Genomic DNA, 18995 nt, shown 5'->3' on the forward strand with positions numbered 1-18995 from the left:
CCACGCATAATGGAAATCCATGGCAGCACAGGAAGAACTCGAAGACCTGCCGGGCGTCGGTCCGGCGACCGCGGAGAAGCTCAAGGAGAACGGTTTCGACAACTACCAGGGCATCGCCGTCGCCAGTCCCGGTGAACTGTCGAACACCGCCGACGTCGGCGAGTCCTCCGCCGCCGACATCATCCAGGCCGCCCGGAAGGCCGCCGACATCGGCGGCTTCGAGACCGGTGCCACAGTGCTAGAGCGACGTGAACAGATCGGCAAACTCACCTGGGGCGTGGACGAGGTCGACGAGCTGCTCGGGGGCGGCGTCGAGACACAGTCGATCACCGAGGTGTACGGCGAGTTCGGGGCCGGCAAGTCCCAGGTGACTCACGAACTTTCGGTGACTGTTCAGCTCCCCGCCGAACACGGCGGCCTGGAGGGTTCTACCATCTTCGTCGACTCCGAGGACACCTTCCGGCCCGAGCGTATCGACCAGATGGTCCGCGGCCTCGACGACGAGGTCCTCGCGGATACGATGGAACTCCACGGCGTCGTCGGCGAGGACGAGACGGCCGACCCCACCGACGAGGCCAACCTCGAGGCGCTCGTCGAGTCGGTGCTGGACAAGATCCACGTCGCGAAGGCGTTCAACTCCAACCACCAGATCCTGCTCGCCGAGAAGGCCCAGGAGATCGCCAGCGAGAGCCAGGACGAGGAGTTCCCCGTCCGCCTGCTCTGCGTCGACTCACTGACCGCCCACTTCCGCGCCGAGTACGTCGGCCGTGGCGAGCTCGCCGACCGACAGCAGAAGCTCAACAAGCACCTCCACGACCTGATGCGCGTCGGTGACCTCAACAACACCGCCGTCGTCGTTACGAACCAGGTCGCCTCGAACCCCGATTCGTTCTTCGGCGACCCGACCCAGCCCATCGGTGGCAACATCCTGGGCCACACCTCTACCTTCCGCATCTACCTCCGCAAGTCCAAGGGGACCAAGCGGATCGTCAAGCTCGTCGACGCGCCGAACCTCCCCGACGGCGAAGCCGTGATGCGCGTCGAGGAAGAGGGACTGCTGAACGAGTAGGGTTCGCCACTCGCCGTTTCTATCGCTTTCTCGATCATCGTCTGACGCCGGAGTGGATCTGTCGTGGTACGACCCCACAACCGCAGTACTGCGGCCAGCTTCGAGCTGAAAGAAACGGGTTGTGAACCACTCACGTACAGATGAAATGCTTCGAACGCTGACGTTCCAGCCAGAAGCATCCGCTCGGCGTGGCGTCGAACCCCTCTCTTTCAACTCGAATCGGTCGCTGTCTTGCGTCTGACCGGTGTCTGACGCCGGAGCGAAACTCGAGACACGATGGCGAAAAACGCAATCCGTGAGTGGGTTTCGAGGTGAAGCGGAGGGGTTGGCTCGACTTCCAGTCGAGAGCGGGGTCGGCGGGGCGTCGTCGACCGGGTATCAGTCGCCCGCCGACTTCATCCCGGTCCCCTTCAGGTCAGCGCCGTCGACGGAGGACCGAAGGGCGTCCATCCCGTCGTCGCGGTCGATACCGAAGTTGTCCGCGTAGAGGGCCTGCACGCGCTCGTACTCCGCGTCGGAGAGCGGCGGCGTCCCGGAAGCGCCCGCCCACTCGTCGACGTCGTCGGTGGTCCGGAAGGTGGGCGTGACGCTGGCGACCTCGTCGTGGGCCAGCAGCCACTGGATGGCGGCCTGGGCCATCGTCCGCGTGCCGTCGGCGTGGTCGGGGTCTTCGAGGAAGCGAAGCGTCTCCACCTTCTCCCAGCCCGTCTCGTACCACTCGTCGGGGCGGAACCCGCGGTGGTCGCCCTCGTCGAGTTCCGTGTCGGGGGTGACCTGCTCGTTCAGCAGGCCGGAGGAGTGGGGGACGCGAGGGAGCACGCTCGTGTCGGCGTCGAGTTCCCGAATCGTGTCGATGAAGTGCTGACCGGGGGTCTGCTCGAACAGGTTGAACACGACCTGGACGGCGTCGAACTCGTTCTCGACGGCGGCGTCGCCCTCGGCGAGCCAGCCGATGGAGGGGCCCAGCGCCCAGCCGATGGCCTCGACCCTGCCCTCCTCCCGGAGTTCGTCGAGGAGTTCGAGGACGTCGGGCGTCACCTCGTCGACGTTGGCGTTGTGGAGCATCAGCAGGTCCACGTAGTCGGTGTCCAGGCGCTCCAGGGAGCGGTCGAACGCCGTCCGGAGGTACTCGGCGTCCATCTCCTTCGGGAGTTCGCCGTGGCCCGCCTGCGGGTTGTTGTAGAAGTCGTAGCCCACTTTCGTCGAGAGGGTCACCTCGTCGCGGTGTTCGGCCAGCGCCTCGCCGACGAGTTCCTCGGAGTTCCCGTGGCCGTAGACGTCGCCCGTGTCGAAGAACGTCACGCCCTCGTCCAGCGCGTGCTGGACCATGCCGATCGCCTGCTCGCGCGTGCGGTCCCCCCACCAGTCGGTGCCGACGACCCAGGCGCCGAAGCCGACCTCCGACACCTCGACGCCGGAGTTGCCGAGCTCGCGGTAGTGCATGATCGGATAATACGTGTGGCCGCACTTAGCCCTCGTGGTTCGTTCGAGAGTGGGTAGTGGATCAGTGTCGGTGAAGACAGACGACAGCAACAACTCGAAAGCCCCGGGCGGTTCGACTCGGGAGGCTCGTTGCGCGCTTCGCTCACTCCGTTCGCTGCAGTGCTTACGTCGCCTGCCTTCGTCGAACCGCCCGCCCCTTTCAGTCCACCCCACGGCCCGTGGTTTGCTCCAGCCACGTTACTCGCTCTCGGTGCGTGGTTCCGGTGACTTCCGGAGGTCGGGCACCGCGACGCCAGTGGGGAACCAGTCCGAGGCACCGCCCCGGCGGACCCACCACCAGGTCAGGCCGATAGCGACGCCGAGTGCGAGGTAGACGACCAGGCCAGCCTCGGGGCCGAAGGGGCCACCAGTGATCAGGGGGTCGCCGGTCTGGCGGACGTCGAGTATCGTCGCTGGCGTCGTCAGCCCGCTGACCGGGAAGCCGTACACCGACGAGAGCGAGAAGTTCCAGGTGATGTGGACGCCGATGGCGATGCCCAGGTCCTCCGTCACGACGTACGTCCAGGCGAGGAAGAGGCCGACGACGGTGATGTTGAACGCGGAGACGAGGGTGGCGTTCGGGTTGGTGATGTGGACGACGCCGAACACCGCGGAGGTGAGGACGGCCGCGACGCCGAGGGCGGTCCGGGGACCGATCGGTCCCAGGCCGTTGAGTCCCTCAGCGATATTCGTCAGCAGGTACCCCCGGAAGAGCACCTCTTCGCCGACGCCGACGGCGACGAACATGAGGACGACGAGGACGAACGCGACGGGGAACGGCTGGTCGATACCGAGCCCGGGCCTGCTGAGGAACAGCTGTTCGACCGTGATCAGCCCGGCGGCGAGTTCGACGGCGAACACGGCCGTCGTCATCGCCACTCCGAGGAGGAGGCCGAAACCGAGGTTGCGCCACCAGCGCCGGCCGCCCAGACCCAGATCGGGGAGCGTCCGGCGGTCGACGAACCACGCGGCGACCACGAGCACGCCCGTGACGAGGACGTTCGACGCGGTCTGGGCCACGAGCGTCGAGGCCAGGATTCCGCCGACGACCAGCGGGCCGGCGAACGACAGGATCGCCTGGGCGTAGTCGACGGCGAGGAACAGTGCCAGCGACGCGAGGACGAGAATGAATGTCGCAGCGATCAACCGCCAGCCGGCCCGGAGTCGCCGTTCACGTCCGTTCACGAACACGCGTCTCGTCAGCGACCGGTCGCCCGGCTCTGTCATGGCCGATCCGTCTCGAAGCTAGACCTTAGTTGTGGCTGAAGTATACCTATTCACCGGCTAACACGCTTGCGTCGGGCGGTTACACTCGGGTAACGGAAACCCCTTTGTCTGCCCACTGTGTTGAGCAGTGTATGACTAAGCGTCACGTCTCGTTACCGCCGCTCGCGGAGGAGGGGCTGCGGGCGTTCATCTCCGACGTCGACGAGCGCCTCTCGGGGGAGGAGAACACGTGCGACGTCGTCGAGGACGTGCTGATCGACCTCCACGGGGACCGGGCGGCCTACGAGCGCTGGCAGGCCGGCGAGAAGGTTTCGCCCGCCGAGCGGGTGCGCCTGCAGGGGTACGACCCCTGTAACGCGACACTGGAGAGCGAGTACTACGCCGAGAAGGACGAGGAGCGGTTCACCCGGTCGAAACACCTCCAGTGGCTCTGGCGCCAGTTCGACGCGACGCCGATGGCCGACAACGTCGAGTTCGCGCTGCGCTTCCGGAAGATGATCGCCGAGCACCTCTTCGAGTCGGTGGGGGAGAACTGCCGCTTCTTCAAGGGGATCAGTTTCACCTACGGCCACAACATCTCCGTGGGCGACAACGTCGTGATCCACGACGACGTCCACCTCGACGACCGCGGCAAACTCACCATCGGCGACCGCGTCTCCATCTCCGACGACGCCCACGTGTACAGCCACGACCACGACGTCAACGACCAGACCGCCATCGAGAACTATCACACTATCATCGAGGACGACGTCCGGGTGACCTACGACTCGATGGTCCGCGCAGGGGTCCGCCTCGGCGAGAACAGCGTCCTCGCCGCCAAGTCGATCGCCGCACGCGACGTCCCGGCCCACCACGTCGCCGCCGGGACGCCCGCCAAGAGCGTCAAGATCAAACCGGGCTGGGAGTCCGTCGCCGAGCCCATCGATGACGCCAACGTCGACCGCCGCGACGAACGGGAACTCGACTACGCGATCCCCGACGACGTGGAGACGTTCGACGAGTTCGGGCGCGACCGGACCCCGCCGGACGCCTGACCGAGCCCAGCGCCGCGGGCACGAGCGTCGGGGCCACCAGCGTCGCTCCCTCGCCGCCACGCAGCAGTCACCAGATACGGACCGGGAGACGGCCAGATCCCGTCTGACTCGCTTCTCGCCCCAAAATATCCAAGTATCTTGCCAACGTATAACACAGTATGGAAGCGCTGGGCTGGCTCGTCGCCTACGTCCTCGGGTTCGCACTCGTCCAGCTCTTGCTCTACCGCTACATCCAGCGGGACGACGCCTCACCGGACGCCGCTCCCGGCTCCGTCGACCGCTCCGCACGCCGGTCGATGGAACAGCCGTCTGCTCGACCCGGAGCAGGTGACGGGGACGGCGACGACGAGGAGGGAGTCCACTGTCGCCACTGCGGAACCCTCAACGACTACGAACAGCAGTTCGCCTACTGCCGGGAGTGCGTCCAGCCGCTCCAGTGACCGTTGTCGGCCCGCGCCAGTGACTGTTGTCGGCGACGGCTCGTCGGAGGGCGAGTTTTCAGGGATCCGGCCGCAGTCACCTGACCGGCCAGTCGGTTATCAGCCCTGAAAACCGAGCGCAAACACCTATACCGGGAGTTGGCATTGCAGGCAGTATGCGCGTTTCGAGCGGCGTTCCGGGATTCGATCAGCTCGTCGAGGGTGGGCTTCTCGAGGACCGACTGTACGTCATCAGCGGCCCGCCAGGGAGCGGCAAGACCACGTTCTGTGCGCAGTTCATCACCCAGGGCGCGAAGAAGGGCGAGGACTGCCTCTACGTGACGATGCACGAGACCCAGACCGAGCTGATGCAGGACATGTCGGGCTACGAGTTCGGCTTCGACCGGGCGATGCAGTCCGACGCCATCCAGTTCCTGAACCTGGTGACCGAGAGTGGCAAGCGAACCATCTCGCAATTCGGCACCGAGAGCGGGCTGACGAACCGGCTCATCGCCTTCATCGAGCAGAACGGCGTCGACCGCGTCGTCGTCGACTCGACGATGCTCCTCCAGCACTTCCTCACCGACGTCTCCCAGGAGATAACGGGCTTCCTCTCGGCGCTCAAGCAGACGGACGCGACCATCCTGCTCATCTCCGAGATGACCGACCCCTCCTCCTACAGCGACGAGCACTACCTCGCCCACGGCGTCATCTTCTTCCACAACTTCCTCGACCGGGGCAGCATGACCCGCGGGATGCAGGTGATCAAGATGCGCGGCACGGCCATCGACTGCGACATCCGCCAGATCGAGTTCTCCGACAGGGGGCTGCAGGTGTTCCCGGACGAGAAGATCGAGTCATGAGCCTCTACGAGCGCGAGTACGACAGCGACTGGGACGTCCTGGACAAGGACGAGGCCACCGAACGGGCCTACGCCATCGGCGTCGCCGAGAAACTCGGCGAGTACAACCGCGACGAACTGGAGGCGGTCTACGACGAGATGGACACCTCCTACAACAAGAGCCTGGTCGAACTCGCCTACCGCGAGGGGCGCCAGGAGGCCACCGAAGCCGCCGAGCGGTCCAGCGCGGACGGCGACGCGGTCTGGGCGGAACTCGTCGAGGGCGAGACCGTGACTGTGGACCCCGACGACCGCCCCACCGGCGGCCGCGACGGCCTCCCCGAGGCCCTGGAGACGAGCGACGTGCTCGACCGCCAGGAGGTCGACAGCACCGACGTCGTCGACCGACCCAAGTTCCTGGACCGGTAGTTCGACGTCGAGTTTTCGGAGTGAGCGGTAATGTTTGCTCAGTACAGATCAAGGAGTTAGCGATCGGTGGCTTCCAGGATTGTCGCTGTTAGCACGACGTCAAACACCTCGAAAGCCCTCGGCGCGCTCGACTCGTGCGAACCCGCTGCGCGCGCTCGTTCCTCGCGTGCTTGCGGGTTCGGACTTCGTCGACCGCACCTCGCCCTTTCAGTCCACCAGGAATCAGCACCGCTCGTGCACGGAGGCACTCGCGATTAGACCGCCACCCCTCCCCGAACCCGCCGCGTCCGCGGCGGGTCACGCTACCTTCAGTAACCACCCGGCCGGGAGCGCGTTTCATCGCGCGACCCACCGAAAGACTCGGCACACCTCGTCTTTCGAGCCCACACTCGCTTCGCTCGCGTGGAAGGGGAAGGGCAGGGCTGCGGTGCTTTCCTGGAGGACTGAAAGGGCGAGGGGTGGTCCGGGAACCCGGGCGCAGTAAGCGACCGCGAGAGCTCCGCTCTCGCGTAGTCCTCAGCTCCGCTGAGGGCACCGCAACGCAGTGAGGAGCGTGGTTCGAAAGGCGCGCAGCGCCTTTCGTCATCACGAGAGAGCGAAGCTCTCTCGAACGACAGCGAGCCCCGGGACCGGAGCGCGCCGAGGGCTTTCTGGTTGTTGGCGGTCTCCTTTCTTACAATGCTATCCCATCAAAACACCCGTTCAACTCACAGATGACGAGAACGGCCGAGCCTCTCGCCACAGATGTACGAGTGAATCCTGGGACGCCATCACACACCACAAGAACACCACCGAAAAGAGACCGGCCTAAATCGAGAGCTGATCGGGGCCGTCCTCGCTGATCGACACCGGATCGCGGTCGGAGTAACCCACGCGGCCGATGCCCTTCGACGAGACGGCGCTGTACATCGCCAGGCGCGCCTGGTCGGCGCTCTGGTACGTCTCGGGCGTGAGGCGTTCGAGCACGTCGCCGAGGGACTCCGTGCCGTTCGGGAGGTCGAGTTGCACGTCGCCGTAGGCCTCGATGAGATCGCCTGTCGTCGCGGGGTAGTCGTGGTCGTTCATCGGCGTCGTCGCGCTGTCGAGTAGTCGCATACACCAGCATTCTTCATGGTCGTTAATAAACTTTCACTATTAATCGTACAATGCCACCAAGGGCGTATAAGGTGCACACCGGAACCGGCATAGGGTGAGCGGCCGAGGGTCGAGTCGAGATGGTCGTCGCCGACCTGCACGTCCACACGACGAACTCCGACGGGACGCTGACGCTGCCGGAAGTGCCCGGTATCGCTCGTGAGGCCGGTCTCGACGCCGTGGCCATCACGGACCACGACCGCCTCCACCCCGATCTCGACGGGCCCGTCGTCGAGCGCGACGGGATACTGGTGATCCACGGCATCGAACTCCGGGCCGACGCCGGCGACCAGCGCGTCGACCTGCTCGGCTACGGCGCCCGACCGACCCGAGCGCTCCGCGAGGAGTGCGACCGAATACAGGCGAATCGCGAGGAACGCGGCGCCGCCATCATCGACTGCGTCGAGGAGCGCCTGAACGTCTCGCTGCCCGTCGAGCCCCGATCCGGACTCGGCCGCCCCCACATCGCACGCGCCATAGCCGACGTGAGCGAGTACGACGTCCAGGGCGCCTTCGACGACCTGATCGGCGACGATTGCCCGTGTTACGTGCCACGCGAGGTGCCCTCGTTCGAACGCGGGCGCGACCTCCTCGCCGACGCCTGCGGGCTGGTCGGCCTGGCGCATCCGCTGCGGTACCCCGACCCCGACGACGCGCTCGCCCTGTGTGACTCGCTCGACGCCGTCGAGCGCTGGTACCCCTACGACGACGCGGTCGATACGGCGCCCGTCGACCGGGCCGTCGAGCGGTACGACCTGCTCGAAACTGGCGGGAGTGACGCCCACGAAGACGTTCTCGGCGTCGCCGGGCTCGACGCCGCTGCCTTCGAGCGCATCCGGACGGCCCTCGGCGTCTGATAGTGGTAGTTGTAATCCATTACAACCGTCCGTCTGACGCCTGGCATGCGAGAACGGAGGGTTCAATGCCCCCCAGTCCATAACGCCTGCCATGCAGTGCCACTACTGCGAGAACGAGGCTGACGTCGCCGTCGAGAAAGACGCGGTGAAGGTCGGCGTCTGCCAGGTGCACTTCCGCGAGCAACTGGAAGAGCTCGAGGAAGCCGAGTGGCTCTCGGACGTGGACGAAGAGCTCGACATCGACCGGTCCGAGTGAGTCCCGCCGCCCACACTCGCCCGTAGTTCTCCGACAGCGGTCGGACACCGGGTGACTTCCACTGGTCGTCACCCGAGCCCTGTCGTCCGAAAATCTTCGGTTTTCGGGATGAGCGTGGGACTCTTCGAGTCCCACGAACCATGCGAACGGGCGGCGAAGCCGCCCGTGAACAGATGACGAGAGAGCGAAGCTCTCTCGAACCACTTCACTTCGTTCAGCAGGACGCGAGTCCGATCGATTCCGTTCCGCCGGCGACCGTTCTCCCGAGACGTCTCCGCAGATTACAGCGGCAGCGCCGCCCCGCACGCCCAGTACCTTTACTCGCTGGCCGCCCAACCATCAGACATGGAAAAGGTCACTCTCGACGCCGTCGACTCGCGGATGGGTCCCGCAGCCGTCAAGCGCCCCCTCTCGGACGCGCTCGACGCGGACGGCGTCGCGCTGAACTACTACGAGCTCGCCCCCGGCGATAGCTTCGGCTTCGGCTACCACCGCCACGCCGACCAGGAGGAAGTGTTCCACGTCCAGCGCGGCACCGTCACGTTCGAGACGGAGGACGGTGACGTCGACGTGGGTGCTGGAGAGCTCATCCGCTTCGCCCCCGGCGAGTGGCAACTCGGCACCAACCGGGGTGACGAGCGGGTGGTCGCCCTCGCCATGGGCGCCCCCGCCGACGCCGGCGCGACCGAGATGCTCCGGGAATGCGCCGACTGCGGCGGCCGCACCGAGAACCGCATCGAGATGACCGACGACCGCGACGCGCTCGTGACGGTCTGCGAGCAGTGCGACGCGGAGACGGGCCGATTCACCTGAGATGGCCGCACGCACCGCACGAACCGCGGCCGTACCGCGGCTCGTCTACGACGACCAGTGTGGCTTCTGTACCTGGTCGGTCGAACTCGCACTCCGCCACGGCGAGTTCGAGGCCGTCGGCTTCTCGGAGCTCTCGCCTGACCAGCGCGCCCGCCTGCCCGAGTCCTACGACCGGTGCATGCACCTCCTGACCGACGACGCGGCGTACTCCTGTGGCGCCGCCGCCGAGCGGACCATCGAACTGGCGCTCCCGGCGACGCGGCCACTGTTCGGCGCCCTCAGGCAGGTCCCCGGCTACGCCCGTTTCCGCGAGGGGCTCTACCGCTGGATCGGCGACCGACGCGCGATCTGGGGGCGCTACCGGAGCGCCTCCCCGCCGGCGGGTCGGTGACACCCAGGTAGTCACGCCAGTGACACCCGGAACAGTCGACGACAGTCGTCTCTCCAACAGTCACGGATACTCAGTGCACGGACACGCATAATCTAAATGTTCAGTTTAGACATCACTTCTGTCGCCGTCTGTCGCTTTCCACATTCCTCGGGTTAGTGATACGACGGTTCGAGGCACTGGAGTCGTACCCCCAGATCGCCCGACGTAGGCGCGTCTGACAAACGATTAAGTGGGTAGAACGAGCAACAGTAACACATCAATGGGCAACAAGAACAAGACCATCTCGTTCAGGGTCAGCCAGGAGAAGTTCGAGACGCTCCGGGACATCGCAGAGGAACGTGACATCTCGCTGTCTGCAGTCTTCCGCGACTACGTCGACATGCTCGTCGCCCACGACGGCCAGGTCGAGGTCGTCCCCGAACACGAAGTCGGCGAGTCCGAGAGCACCACCGAGAGCTTCCCGCCCAAGGTCGAGGTCCCCAAGAGCTTCGTCCGGGAACACGAGCGTCTCGAACTCGAGGCCGACCACCTGCGCGAACAGCTCGAAGAGCACAAGCGCTACGTCACGAAACTCCGCCAGCAACTCGACGAGAACGACGACGAGGACGTCGTCCAGCTCGAAGACCTCGACGGCGACGACGACGAGGAGACCTCCTACCGCATCGGGAGCTTCGAAGACGTCTAACTGAACTCGGCCCGACAGACTCCGTTCTGCCGTCTATATCAGGTCGTCCCGTTTCTGCCGCGCTTTCGCCGCGACGTCTCCCTGCCCGTCGACCTCTGCCAGTGCCTCGACCGCTTCCAGCGTCCGGATCGAGTCGTCGAGGAAGTTCCGCACGTCGCCGGGATAGGCGTACAGCATGTAGTCGTCGCCCATCACGTCGACGACGCCCTGGGGCCCCATGCCCTGCTCGCGGAGTTCGAGGAGATAGCGAGTGAACTTCCGCTCGGCACAGCCGCAGTGGGGGTTGGCCTGGCAGTCACAGTCCAGGAAGTCCTCGGCGAACTCGAGGACCCGGTCGCGACTGGCCTCGTTGAGCTTCGCCAGCCCCTCGCCCTGGAAGAGGATGTCCAGGGTCGCGCCCTTGAACGCACCCTTGGGGAACGACGTCTCCAGCTGTGAGGCGAGCTGGCGGTGGTTCTTGACGTATATCTTGTCCGTGATGGCCACGCTTGCACGAAGAAAGACGGTCCGGGTGCAAAAGCCTCTCGAAGCGGGGGTGGAGTCGTAACGTATATCTGAGTCAGTGGTTTAGATGAGGACGCCTCACCCGTGTCCGGGCTGGGGTAGTGGCATCCTTGAGCCTTGTGGGGGCTCAGAGGCGGGTTCAATTCCCGCGCCCGGACCTAGGCAACTTTTGCCGCAAAATTCGTGGCGAGGTTTACCCCCGCTCAGCTTTACTTTCACTCCGGTAGGCAGAGGTTTAATTTCCTTCTCTCCGTCCATTGAACTATGTCCGAACACACCTGTCCGACCTGTGGGAAACAGTTCGACTCGCGACGCGGGCTCGGTGTACACCACACCTCGGCCCACGATGAGCGGTTACCGAACAGAGAATGCGCTCGTTGCGGAGCGGAGTTCCACTGCGAATACGAAAAGAAGTACTGTTCCGAGGAGTGCCACGATAGCGCGGTTTCGTACGAAGGTGAGAACAACCCGAACTACCGGGGTGGGAAGGAAACCACGACGTGTGTAATCTGCGGGACTGACTTCGAGTACTATCCCAGTGAGAAACCGGGGAAGTTCTGCTCGACGTGTGTCGAGACCGAGCCCTGGCGACATTCTCCCGACTTCTCAGGAGAGAACAATCCGCGGTGGAGCGGGGGCAAGCAGACGGTCCACTGCGACGTCTGTGACGGCGCGTTCGAGCGTCATCCAGGGATGATCACGGGAGAGGCGACCCTCTGCAGCCGTGAGTGTCACACCGAATGGCTCTCCGAGGAGTTCACCGGCGATGGCCACCCGAACTGGCTCGGTGGCGGGACTGGCTCCTACGGAAAGGGGTGGAACCAGGTCCGGAAACGAGCGCTGGAGCGCGATGGACACGCATGCGTGATGTGTGAAACCGGCGCCGACGAACTCGGGCGCAACCCGGACGTCCACCACCTGATCCCGGTTCGCGTGTTCGTCGAGTCGCCGCTGTTGACCATCGAGGACGCCCACACGCTCGACAACGTCGTCTCACTGTGCCCGGCGTGTCACCGTCGCGCCGAGTTCGGTCACCATTCGAGGGCGGAGCTCCGGTGGCGGGCCGGCGTTAGAGCGACACCGTGTTGAGTGACGATAGAACGGACTACGTACGTACCAATTGGTGATACTTTTAGTTCGTGCTGTGTGCAATACCGCTGTACTGCGGCGAGACATTCCATCTAATCACACCCATAGAAATCCAGATAGTTACCACCCGAAGTTAAGGTGGACGAGAGTAATCACCGTCTGTGCAGTCACAGACACGAATCGCGGTACTGCAGTCGATTTTTCTGGTCGTCGCCCTGTCGCTGGTCGGAGTGCCAGCCCTCGCGGGGACCGCTGTGCAGCCGACCGGGATGGACGGAACTGTCTCCGCGAACGCCGAGGCGGACGCGACGAACGGCAGCGGTGAGTCGCTGGCCGGCGAGACGGTCACCCTCCACGTGTCGAGCGGTGACGGGATAGAGAGGGCGACGTTCTCCTTCGAGATGACCGAGAACGGGCGTATCGAAGGGCTCGAACGCGGGGCGCGCGAGAACGCGACGGTCGAGATGCGGACCGACCGGCAGACGTTCGAGCGGGTCGCACACGCGCCGAACCCGGAGCGGGCGTTCCGGGCGGCGATCGAGCGCGGCGACGTCGAGACGCGCGTCGCCGACGACGCGGACGACGACGAGTGGAACGTGTTCAGCGGCGTCGAGGAACTCGCCCGGTCGCTCGGCCTCTGAGCGCGGGCCAGTGTAGCGCGTCTGGCGGACGGTTCTCAGGACTGGGGCCGGAAGACGGCGGCGTCGCTCTCCTCGGCGCCGTTCTGGTAGTTCGGACTCGACTTGATGATCGTCAGCGCGGTCATGATGTCGGTGCGGGTGAGCAGGCCGAGGAAGCGCTCGTCGTCGAGGACGAGCAGGCGACCGACCTCGTTGTCGTCGAGTTCGGTGAGCGCCGTCATCACGTCGTCGTCGGGCGAGACGGTGAACAGCTCGGTGGTCATGACGTCCCTGACGCGGTAGGCGTCGCGCTCGACGTCGCGGACGGCGCGGGCGTCGTCCAGCGTCACGAGGCCGACGACGTCGTCGCCGACGGCGACGGGATAGCCGGTGTGGCGCTCGCGGAACATCGTCTGGATAAGTTCGCTGACGCTCGTCTCCGGGTCGACGGTGGTGACGCGCTCGGCGGGCGTCATCACGTCGCGGACGGTGACGCCCTCGAAGGCCGCCCGCATGACCGTCTGTCGGGACTCGCTCTCGGCGCCGATGTAGATGAAGAAGGCCAGTCCGATGAGCAGCGGGTTGAACGGCGGGATCAGGCCGAAGAGGCCCAGCAGGATGGCGAACCACTTGCCGACTTCAGCGGCGAGTTCGGTCGCGCGGGCGAACGGGCGGTTGCGGGCGAGCAGCGCCCGGAGGACGCGCCCCCCGTCCATCGGGAACCCGGGGAGGAGGTTGAACCCGGCGAGCGCGACGTTCATCAGCGCGAGGTAGCCCAGGACGAAGCGGGCGGCCTGGAATCCCGTCTCCGCCGACCCCGGGACGACGACGAAGGCGACGTAAGAGAGGACGCCGAGGACGACGCTGACGATGGGTCCGGCGATGGCGATGGTGAGTTCCTGGCGCCAGTCCTCGGGCATCTCGGTCAGCTGGGCGATGCCGCCGAACAGCCACAGCGTGATGGAGTCGATGGGGTAGCCGTAGCGCCTGGCCACCAGCGAGTGGCCCAGTTCGTGGAGGACGACGCCGGTGAACAGCCCGACGGCGGCGGCGACGCCCAGGACCCACGGGAGCGAACCGGTGGTGAGGACCGCCGCGTCGAGACCGGCGCCGGTCCGGTTGAGCAGGTCGACGGTCTGGGTGACCTGCGAGCCGATGATCCAGGCGAAGATGGGCAGGATGAGCAGGAAGGTGAGATCGAGCTGGATGGGGATCCCGAACGCACTCCCGATTCGGAACCGTCGCATGCGGGAGGCTAGAGTGGGGACGGTCTTAAGCCCCCCTGTGGAGGACAGATGTCGTCTCGGTCGACACGCCTTTCGGGTGAGGAGGCGAACGTTCGCCCATGAGCGACCCACTCGTTCGCCGTGCGGCGGACGTCGAGTACGAGGACGTCGGCGCAGCCGACGGAATGGCCAAGGGCGTACTGGTGGGGGAGGACCAGGGCGCGCCGAACCTCGCCATCCGCCGGTTTACGCTCGAACCCGGCGGGTCGGTCCCGAGACACACCAACGAAATCGAGCACGAACAGTACGTGCTCTCGGGGGCCTACACCGTCGGAATCGAGGGGGAAGAGTACGAGGTCGAGGCGGGCGACAGCCTCCACATCCCCGCCGGCGCGGTCCACTGGTACCGCAACGACGGCGACGAGGAAGGTGCCTTCCTCTGTGCAGTCCCGGCCGGCGACGACGCCATCGAACTGGTCGAGGAGTAGCGTCCTCGATACGAGACCGCCTGCGAGCATCACGTGACAACGACATTATTATATTCCCAGACATCTGCGTAATCTATTCGAGACCACGTCTCACCTGGTTCAATTTGCGCATGGTATCGAAGGACTTCGCGACGAAACTCGTAACGACGGGATGCGGACTCCTGGTCAGTCTCGGGCTCGTGACCGACGGCTACCAGGAGTTCGAACGGGGCGCCCCGATGGCCGAGTGGGTCCCGCTGCTGTCGCTGGGCCTGGTCGTCGGATCCTTTCTGGTCGTGACGAGAGTCGCGGCGCGATTCGGTGACGACCCGAAGACGACGGAGGGGTTCCCGCTCGCTCTCCGGGCCGCGACCGGTGGCTTCGCCCTCACCGCCGCGGCCGGGGTAGCGTACGTGACGTCGAATTTTACGGCTATCCTGAGCTGGGGGCACGTGGTCATGGGGGTCGGCGGCCTGCTGGTGATGGGGTGGGCGTGGCTGCGTACGCCCTCGTGAGCGACGCGCGTATCTCTTCACTTCGCTGGCCCGAACGCGTAGAGGCCGTCGACGGCGTTGACGTAGAGCCCGCCGTCGACGACCACCGGCTGGGACTCGACGCCGCCCATCACCTGGTCGCCGCCGACGACTTTGTCCGGGAAGTCGTGACGCCAGTGCTCGCTGCCGTCGGTCGGGTCGAGGACGACCAGGGGCGCATCGAGGCCGATGGTCCCGACGTAGACGGCGTCGGTACCGACCGTCACCGACTGGACGGACCCGCTCTCCGAATCGGGGACGACCTGCCAGTCGGTACTCCCATCGCTCGCGGCGAGCGCGGATAGGGTCGACCCCCTGGCGACGTAGACGGTCCCGCCGTCGACGGTGATGCCCCGGGGCCGGTCGTCGAACTCGCGTCGCCAGCGTTCGCTCCCGTCGTCGAGAGCCAGTGCACGAACAGAGTCGTCGTAACTCCCGACGTACACGGTTCCGTCGGCGACAACGGGCGTCGTGAAGGCGTCCCCCGCTACCTCGGTCCGCCACCGTCCGCTCCCGTCCGCAAGCGACAGGCCGAGGACGACGCCGGTGCCGTCCCAGCCGCCGGAGACGACGGCGACGGTGTCGTCGGCGACCGCGACGCCGTTCTGGCGCTTCGGCGGCTCGACCGACCAGCGCTCCTCGCCGTCGGCGAGCGCGTAGGCGCGGACCGCGGGGCGACGGACGTACTCGCCGGACTGTCCGTCGACGGCGCCGGAGAACGGAACGACGACGCAGTCGTCGACGACGGTCGGATCGGTCGGGCTGTCGTCGCCGACGTCGACTCGCCAGGCCGGGCTGCCGTCCGCGACGTCGAACGCAGCGACCTCTCCTTTCACGCAGGTTATCGCCCGTCCGTCGGTGAGGGCCGGCCAGCCACGGCTCGCGTCGGGGAGCGACTGCGTCCACTCTATCCGGCCGTCGCTCGCGTCGCGAGCCACGAGTGCGGGCGCGCCGTCGACGGTGTGGACGAGCGTGTCCTCCTCGGGGGTCGGCGTCAAAGTGGGCCGGCCGCTGGTGTCCTCGCCGAGTTCCGCGTAGTGGAACAGCCGACCGTCGGCCAGCACCGGCGGGCCGCTGCGGATCCGCCGGAGGTGCCAGTACGGTTCGCCGTCCTCGGGGAGGCCAGTGGCGTCCGTGAGGCCGGTGTGGCCCGGGCCGGCGCCGAACTGCGACCAGGTGCCGCCGACGTCGAGGGGTTTCGGGGAGCGTTCGGTCGCCGTCGGTCTGTCCTCGTCGCCCGTGGGCGCCGTCGTGGTTTCGTCGGTGTCAGTGCGGTCGGTGTCGGTATCGTCGGCGACGGTGCCGTCGGTGGACGTACCGGGCGCGTCGCGGTCGCTACAGCCGGCGAGGGCGAGCGGGGCCGCCGTCGCGACGGCGCGGAGGGCACGCCGTCGGGACCAGGAGTCGGGCATGTGTCTCGACGCAGAGGTCTCCTGTCGGGAGGTAAGTGCTTTCCGTGCGTTCACAGCGGCGTTTCACCGTTCGGGTGTAGTCCGCGGGCCCCGAGACGGAACGGTGGTGTGTTCCCCGTGATCGTACCACGTAGCCAGTCCGAACATCTCAAGTAGCGCAGCCTCCTCTACACGGCTGTGTCTCAGCAGGTCGCGCAGGTGGATACGCTGTTCCTCCACGAGCGAGGGGACGACTACCGGGTGGCCGTCCAGCGGGACGGCGACCGCGTGTTCCACGGCGTGCTCGAATGCAAGCAAACCGACGCCGGGCCCCGTCCCCGGCGGTTGCGGATCAAGGACGGGTCCAGCGAGGAGCTGCGCAGCCCGGACCAGTTCGTCGAACTGGCCCGCCGAGCGGAGCGTATCCACGTCTCCCAGCAGACCTCACCTGCGGGTCGCGAGGAGATTCGCGAGATGCTGGCGGGGTACCAGCTGGAGTGCACCGTCGTCCGGACCTGCCGGTTCTGTGCCAGCAGCGGCGAGTACTCGCCGATAACTTCTAATACTGCGATCGACGCCGACGGCGAGTCCATCTGTCCGGACTGTGCGAAGGCCGAACTCGACCGGGAACTGGCCTTCAGCGGCGGGATCACCAGCGACGCCAGGGACCGCCTGGAGGACCTGCTGCTGGAGGTGCAGGATCTGGAGCGGATTTCGAATCTCCTGAAGGGGAACCTCGACCCCGATCTCACGAAGTTCGACGAGATCTCGGCGACGACGGACGACGTCGACCCGGTCCGCGTCGACTCGCTCGGCCTCCACCCGGGCATCCAGCAGCACCTGGAGGGACGCTTCGAGCACCTCCTGCCCGTCCAGAGCCTCGCCGTCGAGCACGGCGCCACCGACGGCGATGACCAGCTCGTCGTGTCCGCGACGGCGACGGGGAAGACCCTCATCGGCGAGATGGCCGGGCTCGACCGCGTGCTCAACGGCAAGGGGAAGATGCTCTTTCTGGTGCCGCTCGTGGCGCTGGCGAACCAGAAGTACGAGAAGTTCCAGGAGCGCTACGGCGACATGGTCGACGTGACCCTGCGGGTGGGCTCGTCCCGCGTCGGCGGCGACGGCAACCGCTTCGACCCTTCCGCGGACGTCATCGTCGGCACCTACGAGGGCATCGACCACGCGCTGCGGACGGGGAAGAACCTGGGCGATATCGGGACGGTCGTCATCGACGAGGTCCACACCCTCGGCGAGGAGGAGCGCGGCCACCGGCTGGACGGGCTGATTTCCCGCTTGAAATATTACTGCGAAGAGAACCCCGGCGCGGACGGCACCCAGTGGATCTACCTCTCGGCGACGGTGGGCAACCCCGGCCAGCTTGGCGACCAGCTCGGCGCCAAACTCATCGAGTTCGAGGAGCGCCCGGTGCCCATCGAACGCCACGTCACCTTCGCCGACGGCCAGGAGAAGACCGACATCGAGAACAAGCTGGTCCGGCGCGCGTTCGACAGCAAGTCGAGCAAAGGGTACCGAGGCCAGACGATCATCTTCACCAACTCCCGGCGGCGCTGTCACCAGATCTCTCGGAAGCTGGAGTACGATTCGGCCCCCTACCACGCCGGCCTGGACAACCGCAAGCGCAACCGGGTCGAGCGGCAGTTCGCCGACCAGGAGATCGCCGCCGTCGTGACCACTGCGGCGCTCGCGGCCGGGGTCGACTTCCCCGCCTCGCAGGTCGTCTTCGACTCGCTGGCGATGGGCATCGAGTGGCTCACCGTCCAGGACTTCTCCCAGATGCTGGGTCGGGCGGGTCGCCCCGACTACCACGACAAGGGGACGGTGTACCTCCTCGTCGAGCCCGACTGCTCCTATCACAACAGCATGGAGATGACCGAGGACGAGGTGGCGTTCAAGCTTCTCAAGGGCGAGATGGAGCCCGTGATCACCACCTACGACGAGTCCGCCGCCGTCGAGGAGACCCTGGCGAACGTGACCGTCGGTGGCAAGGCCGCCAAGCGCCTCAACGACCGCATGGTCGGCGAAGTCCCGACCAAGCACGCCCTGGGGAAGCTACTGGAGTACGACTTCATCGACGGACTGCGGCCGACGCCGCTGGGCCGCGCCGTGACGCGGTTCTTCCTCGCCCCGGACGAGGCGTTCGCGATTCTGGACGGCGTCCGGAAGGGTGACCACCCCTACGACGTCGTCGCCGACATGGAACTCCGTGACGAGTACGAGTGACTAGCAGATTTGTGTCGGATTTTCGGGTAACTGCTAGACCGTGACGGCGTGGCTGGACCCACTGGAACGTTCTCTGCCCGCTCTCTCGTGAGCGATGCTACTACCGCAAACACGAAGAAAGCCCTCGGCTCGCTCGACTCGCGCGCCACAGTCTGCGCTCCTCGCTCTGCTGCGGTGCTTGACGTGTCGTGCTTCGTCGACCACGCCTCGCCCTTTCATTCCTCCAGGGACAGCCTCGCCCGCGCGATAAAACGCGCTCGCGATTATAACCACCAGACCTCCCCGGT

21 protein-coding genes are annotated in these 18995 nt (G+C 66.1%); 15 read left to right on the forward strand and 6 right to left on the reverse strand.

The window, feature by feature from the left end; all coding sequences use genetic code 11:
• Positions 1–19 precede the first annotated feature (19 nt).
• Positions 20–1069: a DNA repair and recombination protein RadA gene (gene radA / locus AC5FRV_RS20175; protein ID WP_493562875.1), complete on the forward strand. Its 1050-nt coding sequence runs from the start codon at positions 20–22 to the stop codon at positions 1067–1069.
• A gap of 378 nt (positions 1070–1447) precedes the next feature.
• Here radA and AC5FRV_RS20180 read toward each other — a convergent pair whose 3' ends face one another.
• Both AC5FRV_RS20180 and AC5FRV_RS20185 read right to left on the reverse strand, forming a co-directional pair.
• Complete coding sequence (locus tag AC5FRV_RS20180; protein WP_493562876.1) at positions 1448–2512, reverse strand: aldo/keto reductase; 1065 nt, start codon at positions 2510–2512, stop codon at positions 1448–1450.
• Between the two features lie 237 nt (positions 2513–2749).
• Positions 2750–3778, reverse strand: coding sequence for a CPBP family intramembrane glutamic endopeptidase (locus AC5FRV_RS20185; protein ID WP_493562877.1), 1029 nt, complete (start codon positions 3776–3778; stop codon positions 2750–2752).
• A 131-nt stretch (positions 3779–3909) separates the two neighbouring features.
• On the opposite strand from AC5FRV_RS20185, the gene AC5FRV_RS20190 reads away from it, so the two are divergent.
• The 4 genes from AC5FRV_RS20190 (at position 3910) to AC5FRV_RS20205 (ending at position 6501) form a co-directional block, all read left to right on the forward strand.
• Entirely contained in the window at positions 3910–4812 is a 903-nt protein-coding gene (locus AC5FRV_RS20190; protein WP_493562878.1) for an acyltransferase, read from the forward strand.
• Positions 4813–4970: 158 nt separating this feature from the next.
• Entirely contained in the window at positions 4971–5252 is a 282-nt protein-coding gene (locus AC5FRV_RS20195) for a DUF7577 domain-containing protein (protein ID WP_493562879.1), read from the forward strand.
• Between the two features lie 155 nt (positions 5253–5407).
• A complete protein-coding gene (locus AC5FRV_RS20200; protein WP_493562880.1) occupies positions 5408–6094 on the forward strand; it encodes an RAD55 family ATPase in 687 nt (228 codons plus the stop codon).
• Positions 6091–6501, forward strand: a complete 411-nt coding sequence (locus AC5FRV_RS20205; protein WP_493562881.1) for a DUF8057 family protein — start codon at positions 6091–6093, stop codon at positions 6499–6501. Before AC5FRV_RS20200 ends, AC5FRV_RS20205 begins: the two co-directional genes overlap by 4 nt.
• Before the next feature lie 807 nt (positions 6502–7308).
• On the opposite strand, the gene AC5FRV_RS20210 is transcribed toward AC5FRV_RS20205, so the two are convergent.
• Entirely contained in the window at positions 7309–7596 is a 288-nt protein-coding gene (locus AC5FRV_RS20210) for a DUF5789 family protein (protein WP_493562882.1), read from the reverse strand.
• Between the two features lie 119 nt (positions 7597–7715).
• Between AC5FRV_RS20210 and AC5FRV_RS20215 the strand changes: the two genes are divergently transcribed.
• The 5 genes from AC5FRV_RS20215 (at position 7716) to AC5FRV_RS20235 (ending at position 10637) form a co-directional block, all read left to right on the forward strand.
• Positions 7716–8492: a PHP domain-containing protein gene (locus AC5FRV_RS20215; RefSeq protein ID WP_493562883.1), complete on the forward strand. Its 777-nt coding sequence runs from the start codon at positions 7716–7718 to the stop codon at positions 8490–8492.
• 91 nt (positions 8493–8583) lie between these two features.
• Entirely contained in the window at positions 8584–8748 is a 165-nt protein-coding gene (locus AC5FRV_RS20220; RefSeq protein WP_177227112.1) for a DUF6757 family protein, read from the forward strand.
• Positions 8749–9093: 345 nt separating this feature from the next.
• The gene (locus AC5FRV_RS20225) at positions 9094–9561 is read left to right on the forward strand and encodes a cupin domain-containing protein (protein ID WP_493562884.1); all 468 of its coding nucleotides are present in this window, start codon (positions 9094–9096) and stop codon (positions 9559–9561) included.
• 1 nt (position 9562) lies between these two features.
• Positions 9563–9952 (forward strand): thiol-disulfide oxidoreductase DCC family protein, encoded by a 390-nt coding sequence (locus AC5FRV_RS20230; RefSeq protein ID WP_493562885.1) that lies wholly within the window; start codon positions 9563–9565, stop codon positions 9950–9952.
• A 259-nt stretch (positions 9953–10211) separates the two neighbouring features.
• On the forward strand, positions 10212–10637 hold the full coding sequence (locus tag AC5FRV_RS20235) for a DUF8146 domain-containing protein (RefSeq protein WP_493562886.1): 426 nt from the start codon (positions 10212–10214) through the stop codon (positions 10635–10637).
• A 33-nt stretch (positions 10638–10670) separates the two neighbouring features.
• On the opposite strand, the gene AC5FRV_RS20240 is transcribed toward AC5FRV_RS20235, so the two are convergent.
• A complete protein-coding gene (locus AC5FRV_RS20240) occupies positions 10671–11123 on the reverse strand; it encodes a DUF5814 domain-containing protein (RefSeq protein ID WP_493562887.1) in 453 nt (150 codons plus the stop codon).
• A 711-nt stretch (positions 11124–11834) separates the two neighbouring features.
• On the opposite strand from AC5FRV_RS20240, the gene AC5FRV_RS20245 reads away from it, so the two are divergent.
• Entirely contained in the window at positions 11835–12230 is a 396-nt protein-coding gene (locus tag AC5FRV_RS20245; RefSeq protein WP_493562888.1) for an HNH endonuclease, read from the forward strand.
• Positions 12231–12391: 161 nt separating this feature from the next.
• Positions 12392–12871, forward strand: a complete 480-nt coding sequence (locus tag AC5FRV_RS20250) for a hypothetical protein (RefSeq protein ID WP_493562889.1) — start codon at positions 12392–12394, stop codon at positions 12869–12871.
• A gap of 35 nt (positions 12872–12906) precedes the next feature.
• Here AC5FRV_RS20250 and AC5FRV_RS20255 read toward each other — a convergent pair whose 3' ends face one another.
• Positions 12907–14097 (reverse strand): site-2 protease family protein, encoded by a 1191-nt coding sequence (locus tag AC5FRV_RS20255; RefSeq protein WP_493562890.1) that lies wholly within the window; start codon positions 14095–14097, stop codon positions 12907–12909.
• 98 nt (positions 14098–14195) lie between these two features.
• Here AC5FRV_RS20255 and AC5FRV_RS20260 point away from each other — a divergent pair, with 98 nt between their 5' ends.
• The gene (locus AC5FRV_RS20260) at positions 14196–14564 is read left to right on the forward strand and encodes a cupin domain-containing protein (RefSeq protein WP_493562891.1); all 369 of its coding nucleotides are present in this window, start codon (positions 14196–14198) and stop codon (positions 14562–14564) included.
• Positions 14565–14674: 110 nt separating this feature from the next.
• Entirely contained in the window at positions 14675–15058 is a 384-nt protein-coding gene (locus tag AC5FRV_RS20265) for a hypothetical protein (RefSeq protein WP_493562892.1), read from the forward strand.
• A 17-nt stretch (positions 15059–15075) separates the two neighbouring features.
• On the opposite strand, the gene AC5FRV_RS20270 is transcribed toward AC5FRV_RS20265, so the two are convergent.
• Positions 15076–16488, reverse strand: a complete 1413-nt coding sequence (locus tag AC5FRV_RS20270) for an outer membrane protein assembly factor BamB family protein (RefSeq protein WP_493562893.1) — start codon at positions 16486–16488, stop codon at positions 15076–15078.
• A 177-nt stretch (positions 16489–16665) separates the two neighbouring features.
• On the opposite strand from AC5FRV_RS20270, the gene AC5FRV_RS20275 reads away from it, so the two are divergent.
• Positions 16666–18708, forward strand: a complete 2043-nt coding sequence (locus AC5FRV_RS20275) for a DEAD/DEAH box helicase (protein WP_493562894.1) — start codon at positions 16666–16668, stop codon at positions 18706–18708.
• Positions 18709–18995 lie beyond the last annotated feature (287 nt).

The organism is Halomicrobium sp. HArcel3, from assembly GCF_058933135.1.

Excerpts from the sequence above, each read along its gene's own strand:
- radA (WP_493562875.1), top strand. The coding sequence starts at position 20 with ATGGCAGCACAGGAAGAACTCGAAGACCTGCCGGGCGTCGGTCCGGCG.
- AC5FRV_RS20180 (WP_493562876.1), bottom strand. The coding sequence starts at position 2,512 with ATGCACTACCGCGAGCTCGGCAACTCCGGCGTCGAGGTGTCGGAGGTC.
- AC5FRV_RS20185 (WP_493562877.1), bottom strand. The coding sequence starts at position 3,778 with ATGACAGAGCCGGGCGACCGGTCGCTGACGAGACGCGTGTTCGTGAAC.
- AC5FRV_RS20190 (WP_493562878.1), top strand. The coding sequence starts at position 3,910 with ATGACTAAGCGTCACGTCTCGTTACCGCCGCTCGCGGAGGAGGGGCTG.
- AC5FRV_RS20195 (WP_493562879.1), top strand. The coding sequence starts at position 4,971 with ATGGAAGCGCTGGGCTGGCTCGTCGCCTACGTCCTCGGGTTCGCACTC.
- AC5FRV_RS20200 (WP_493562880.1), top strand. The coding sequence starts at position 5,408 with ATGCGCGTTTCGAGCGGCGTTCCGGGATTCGATCAGCTCGTCGAGGGT.
- AC5FRV_RS20205 (WP_493562881.1), top strand. The coding sequence starts at position 6,091 with ATGAGCCTCTACGAGCGCGAGTACGACAGCGACTGGGACGTCCTGGAC.
- AC5FRV_RS20210 (WP_493562882.1), bottom strand. The coding sequence starts at position 7,596 with ATGCGACTACTCGACAGCGCGACGACGCCGATGAACGACCACGACTAC.
- AC5FRV_RS20215 (WP_493562883.1), top strand. The coding sequence starts at position 7,716 with ATGGTCGTCGCCGACCTGCACGTCCACACGACGAACTCCGACGGGACG.
- AC5FRV_RS20220 (WP_177227112.1), top strand. The coding sequence starts at position 8,584 with ATGCAGTGCCACTACTGCGAGAACGAGGCTGACGTCGCCGTCGAGAAA.
- AC5FRV_RS20225 (WP_493562884.1), top strand. The coding sequence starts at position 9,094 with ATGGAAAAGGTCACTCTCGACGCCGTCGACTCGCGGATGGGTCCCGCA.
- AC5FRV_RS20230 (WP_493562885.1), top strand. The coding sequence starts at position 9,563 with ATGGCCGCACGCACCGCACGAACCGCGGCCGTACCGCGGCTCGTCTAC.
- AC5FRV_RS20235 (WP_493562886.1), top strand. The coding sequence starts at position 10,212 with ATGGGCAACAAGAACAAGACCATCTCGTTCAGGGTCAGCCAGGAGAAG.
- AC5FRV_RS20245 (WP_493562888.1), top strand. The coding sequence starts at position 11,835 with ATGATCACGGGAGAGGCGACCCTCTGCAGCCGTGAGTGTCACACCGAA.
- AC5FRV_RS20255 (WP_493562890.1), bottom strand. The coding sequence starts at position 14,097 with ATGCGACGGTTCCGAATCGGGAGTGCGTTCGGGATCCCCATCCAGCTC.
- AC5FRV_RS20260 (WP_493562891.1), top strand. The coding sequence starts at position 14,196 with ATGAGCGACCCACTCGTTCGCCGTGCGGCGGACGTCGAGTACGAGGAC.
- AC5FRV_RS20265 (WP_493562892.1), top strand. The coding sequence starts at position 14,675 with ATGGTATCGAAGGACTTCGCGACGAAACTCGTAACGACGGGATGCGGA.
- AC5FRV_RS20270 (WP_493562893.1), bottom strand. The coding sequence starts at position 16,488 with ATGCCCGACTCCTGGTCCCGACGGCGTGCCCTCCGCGCCGTCGCGACG.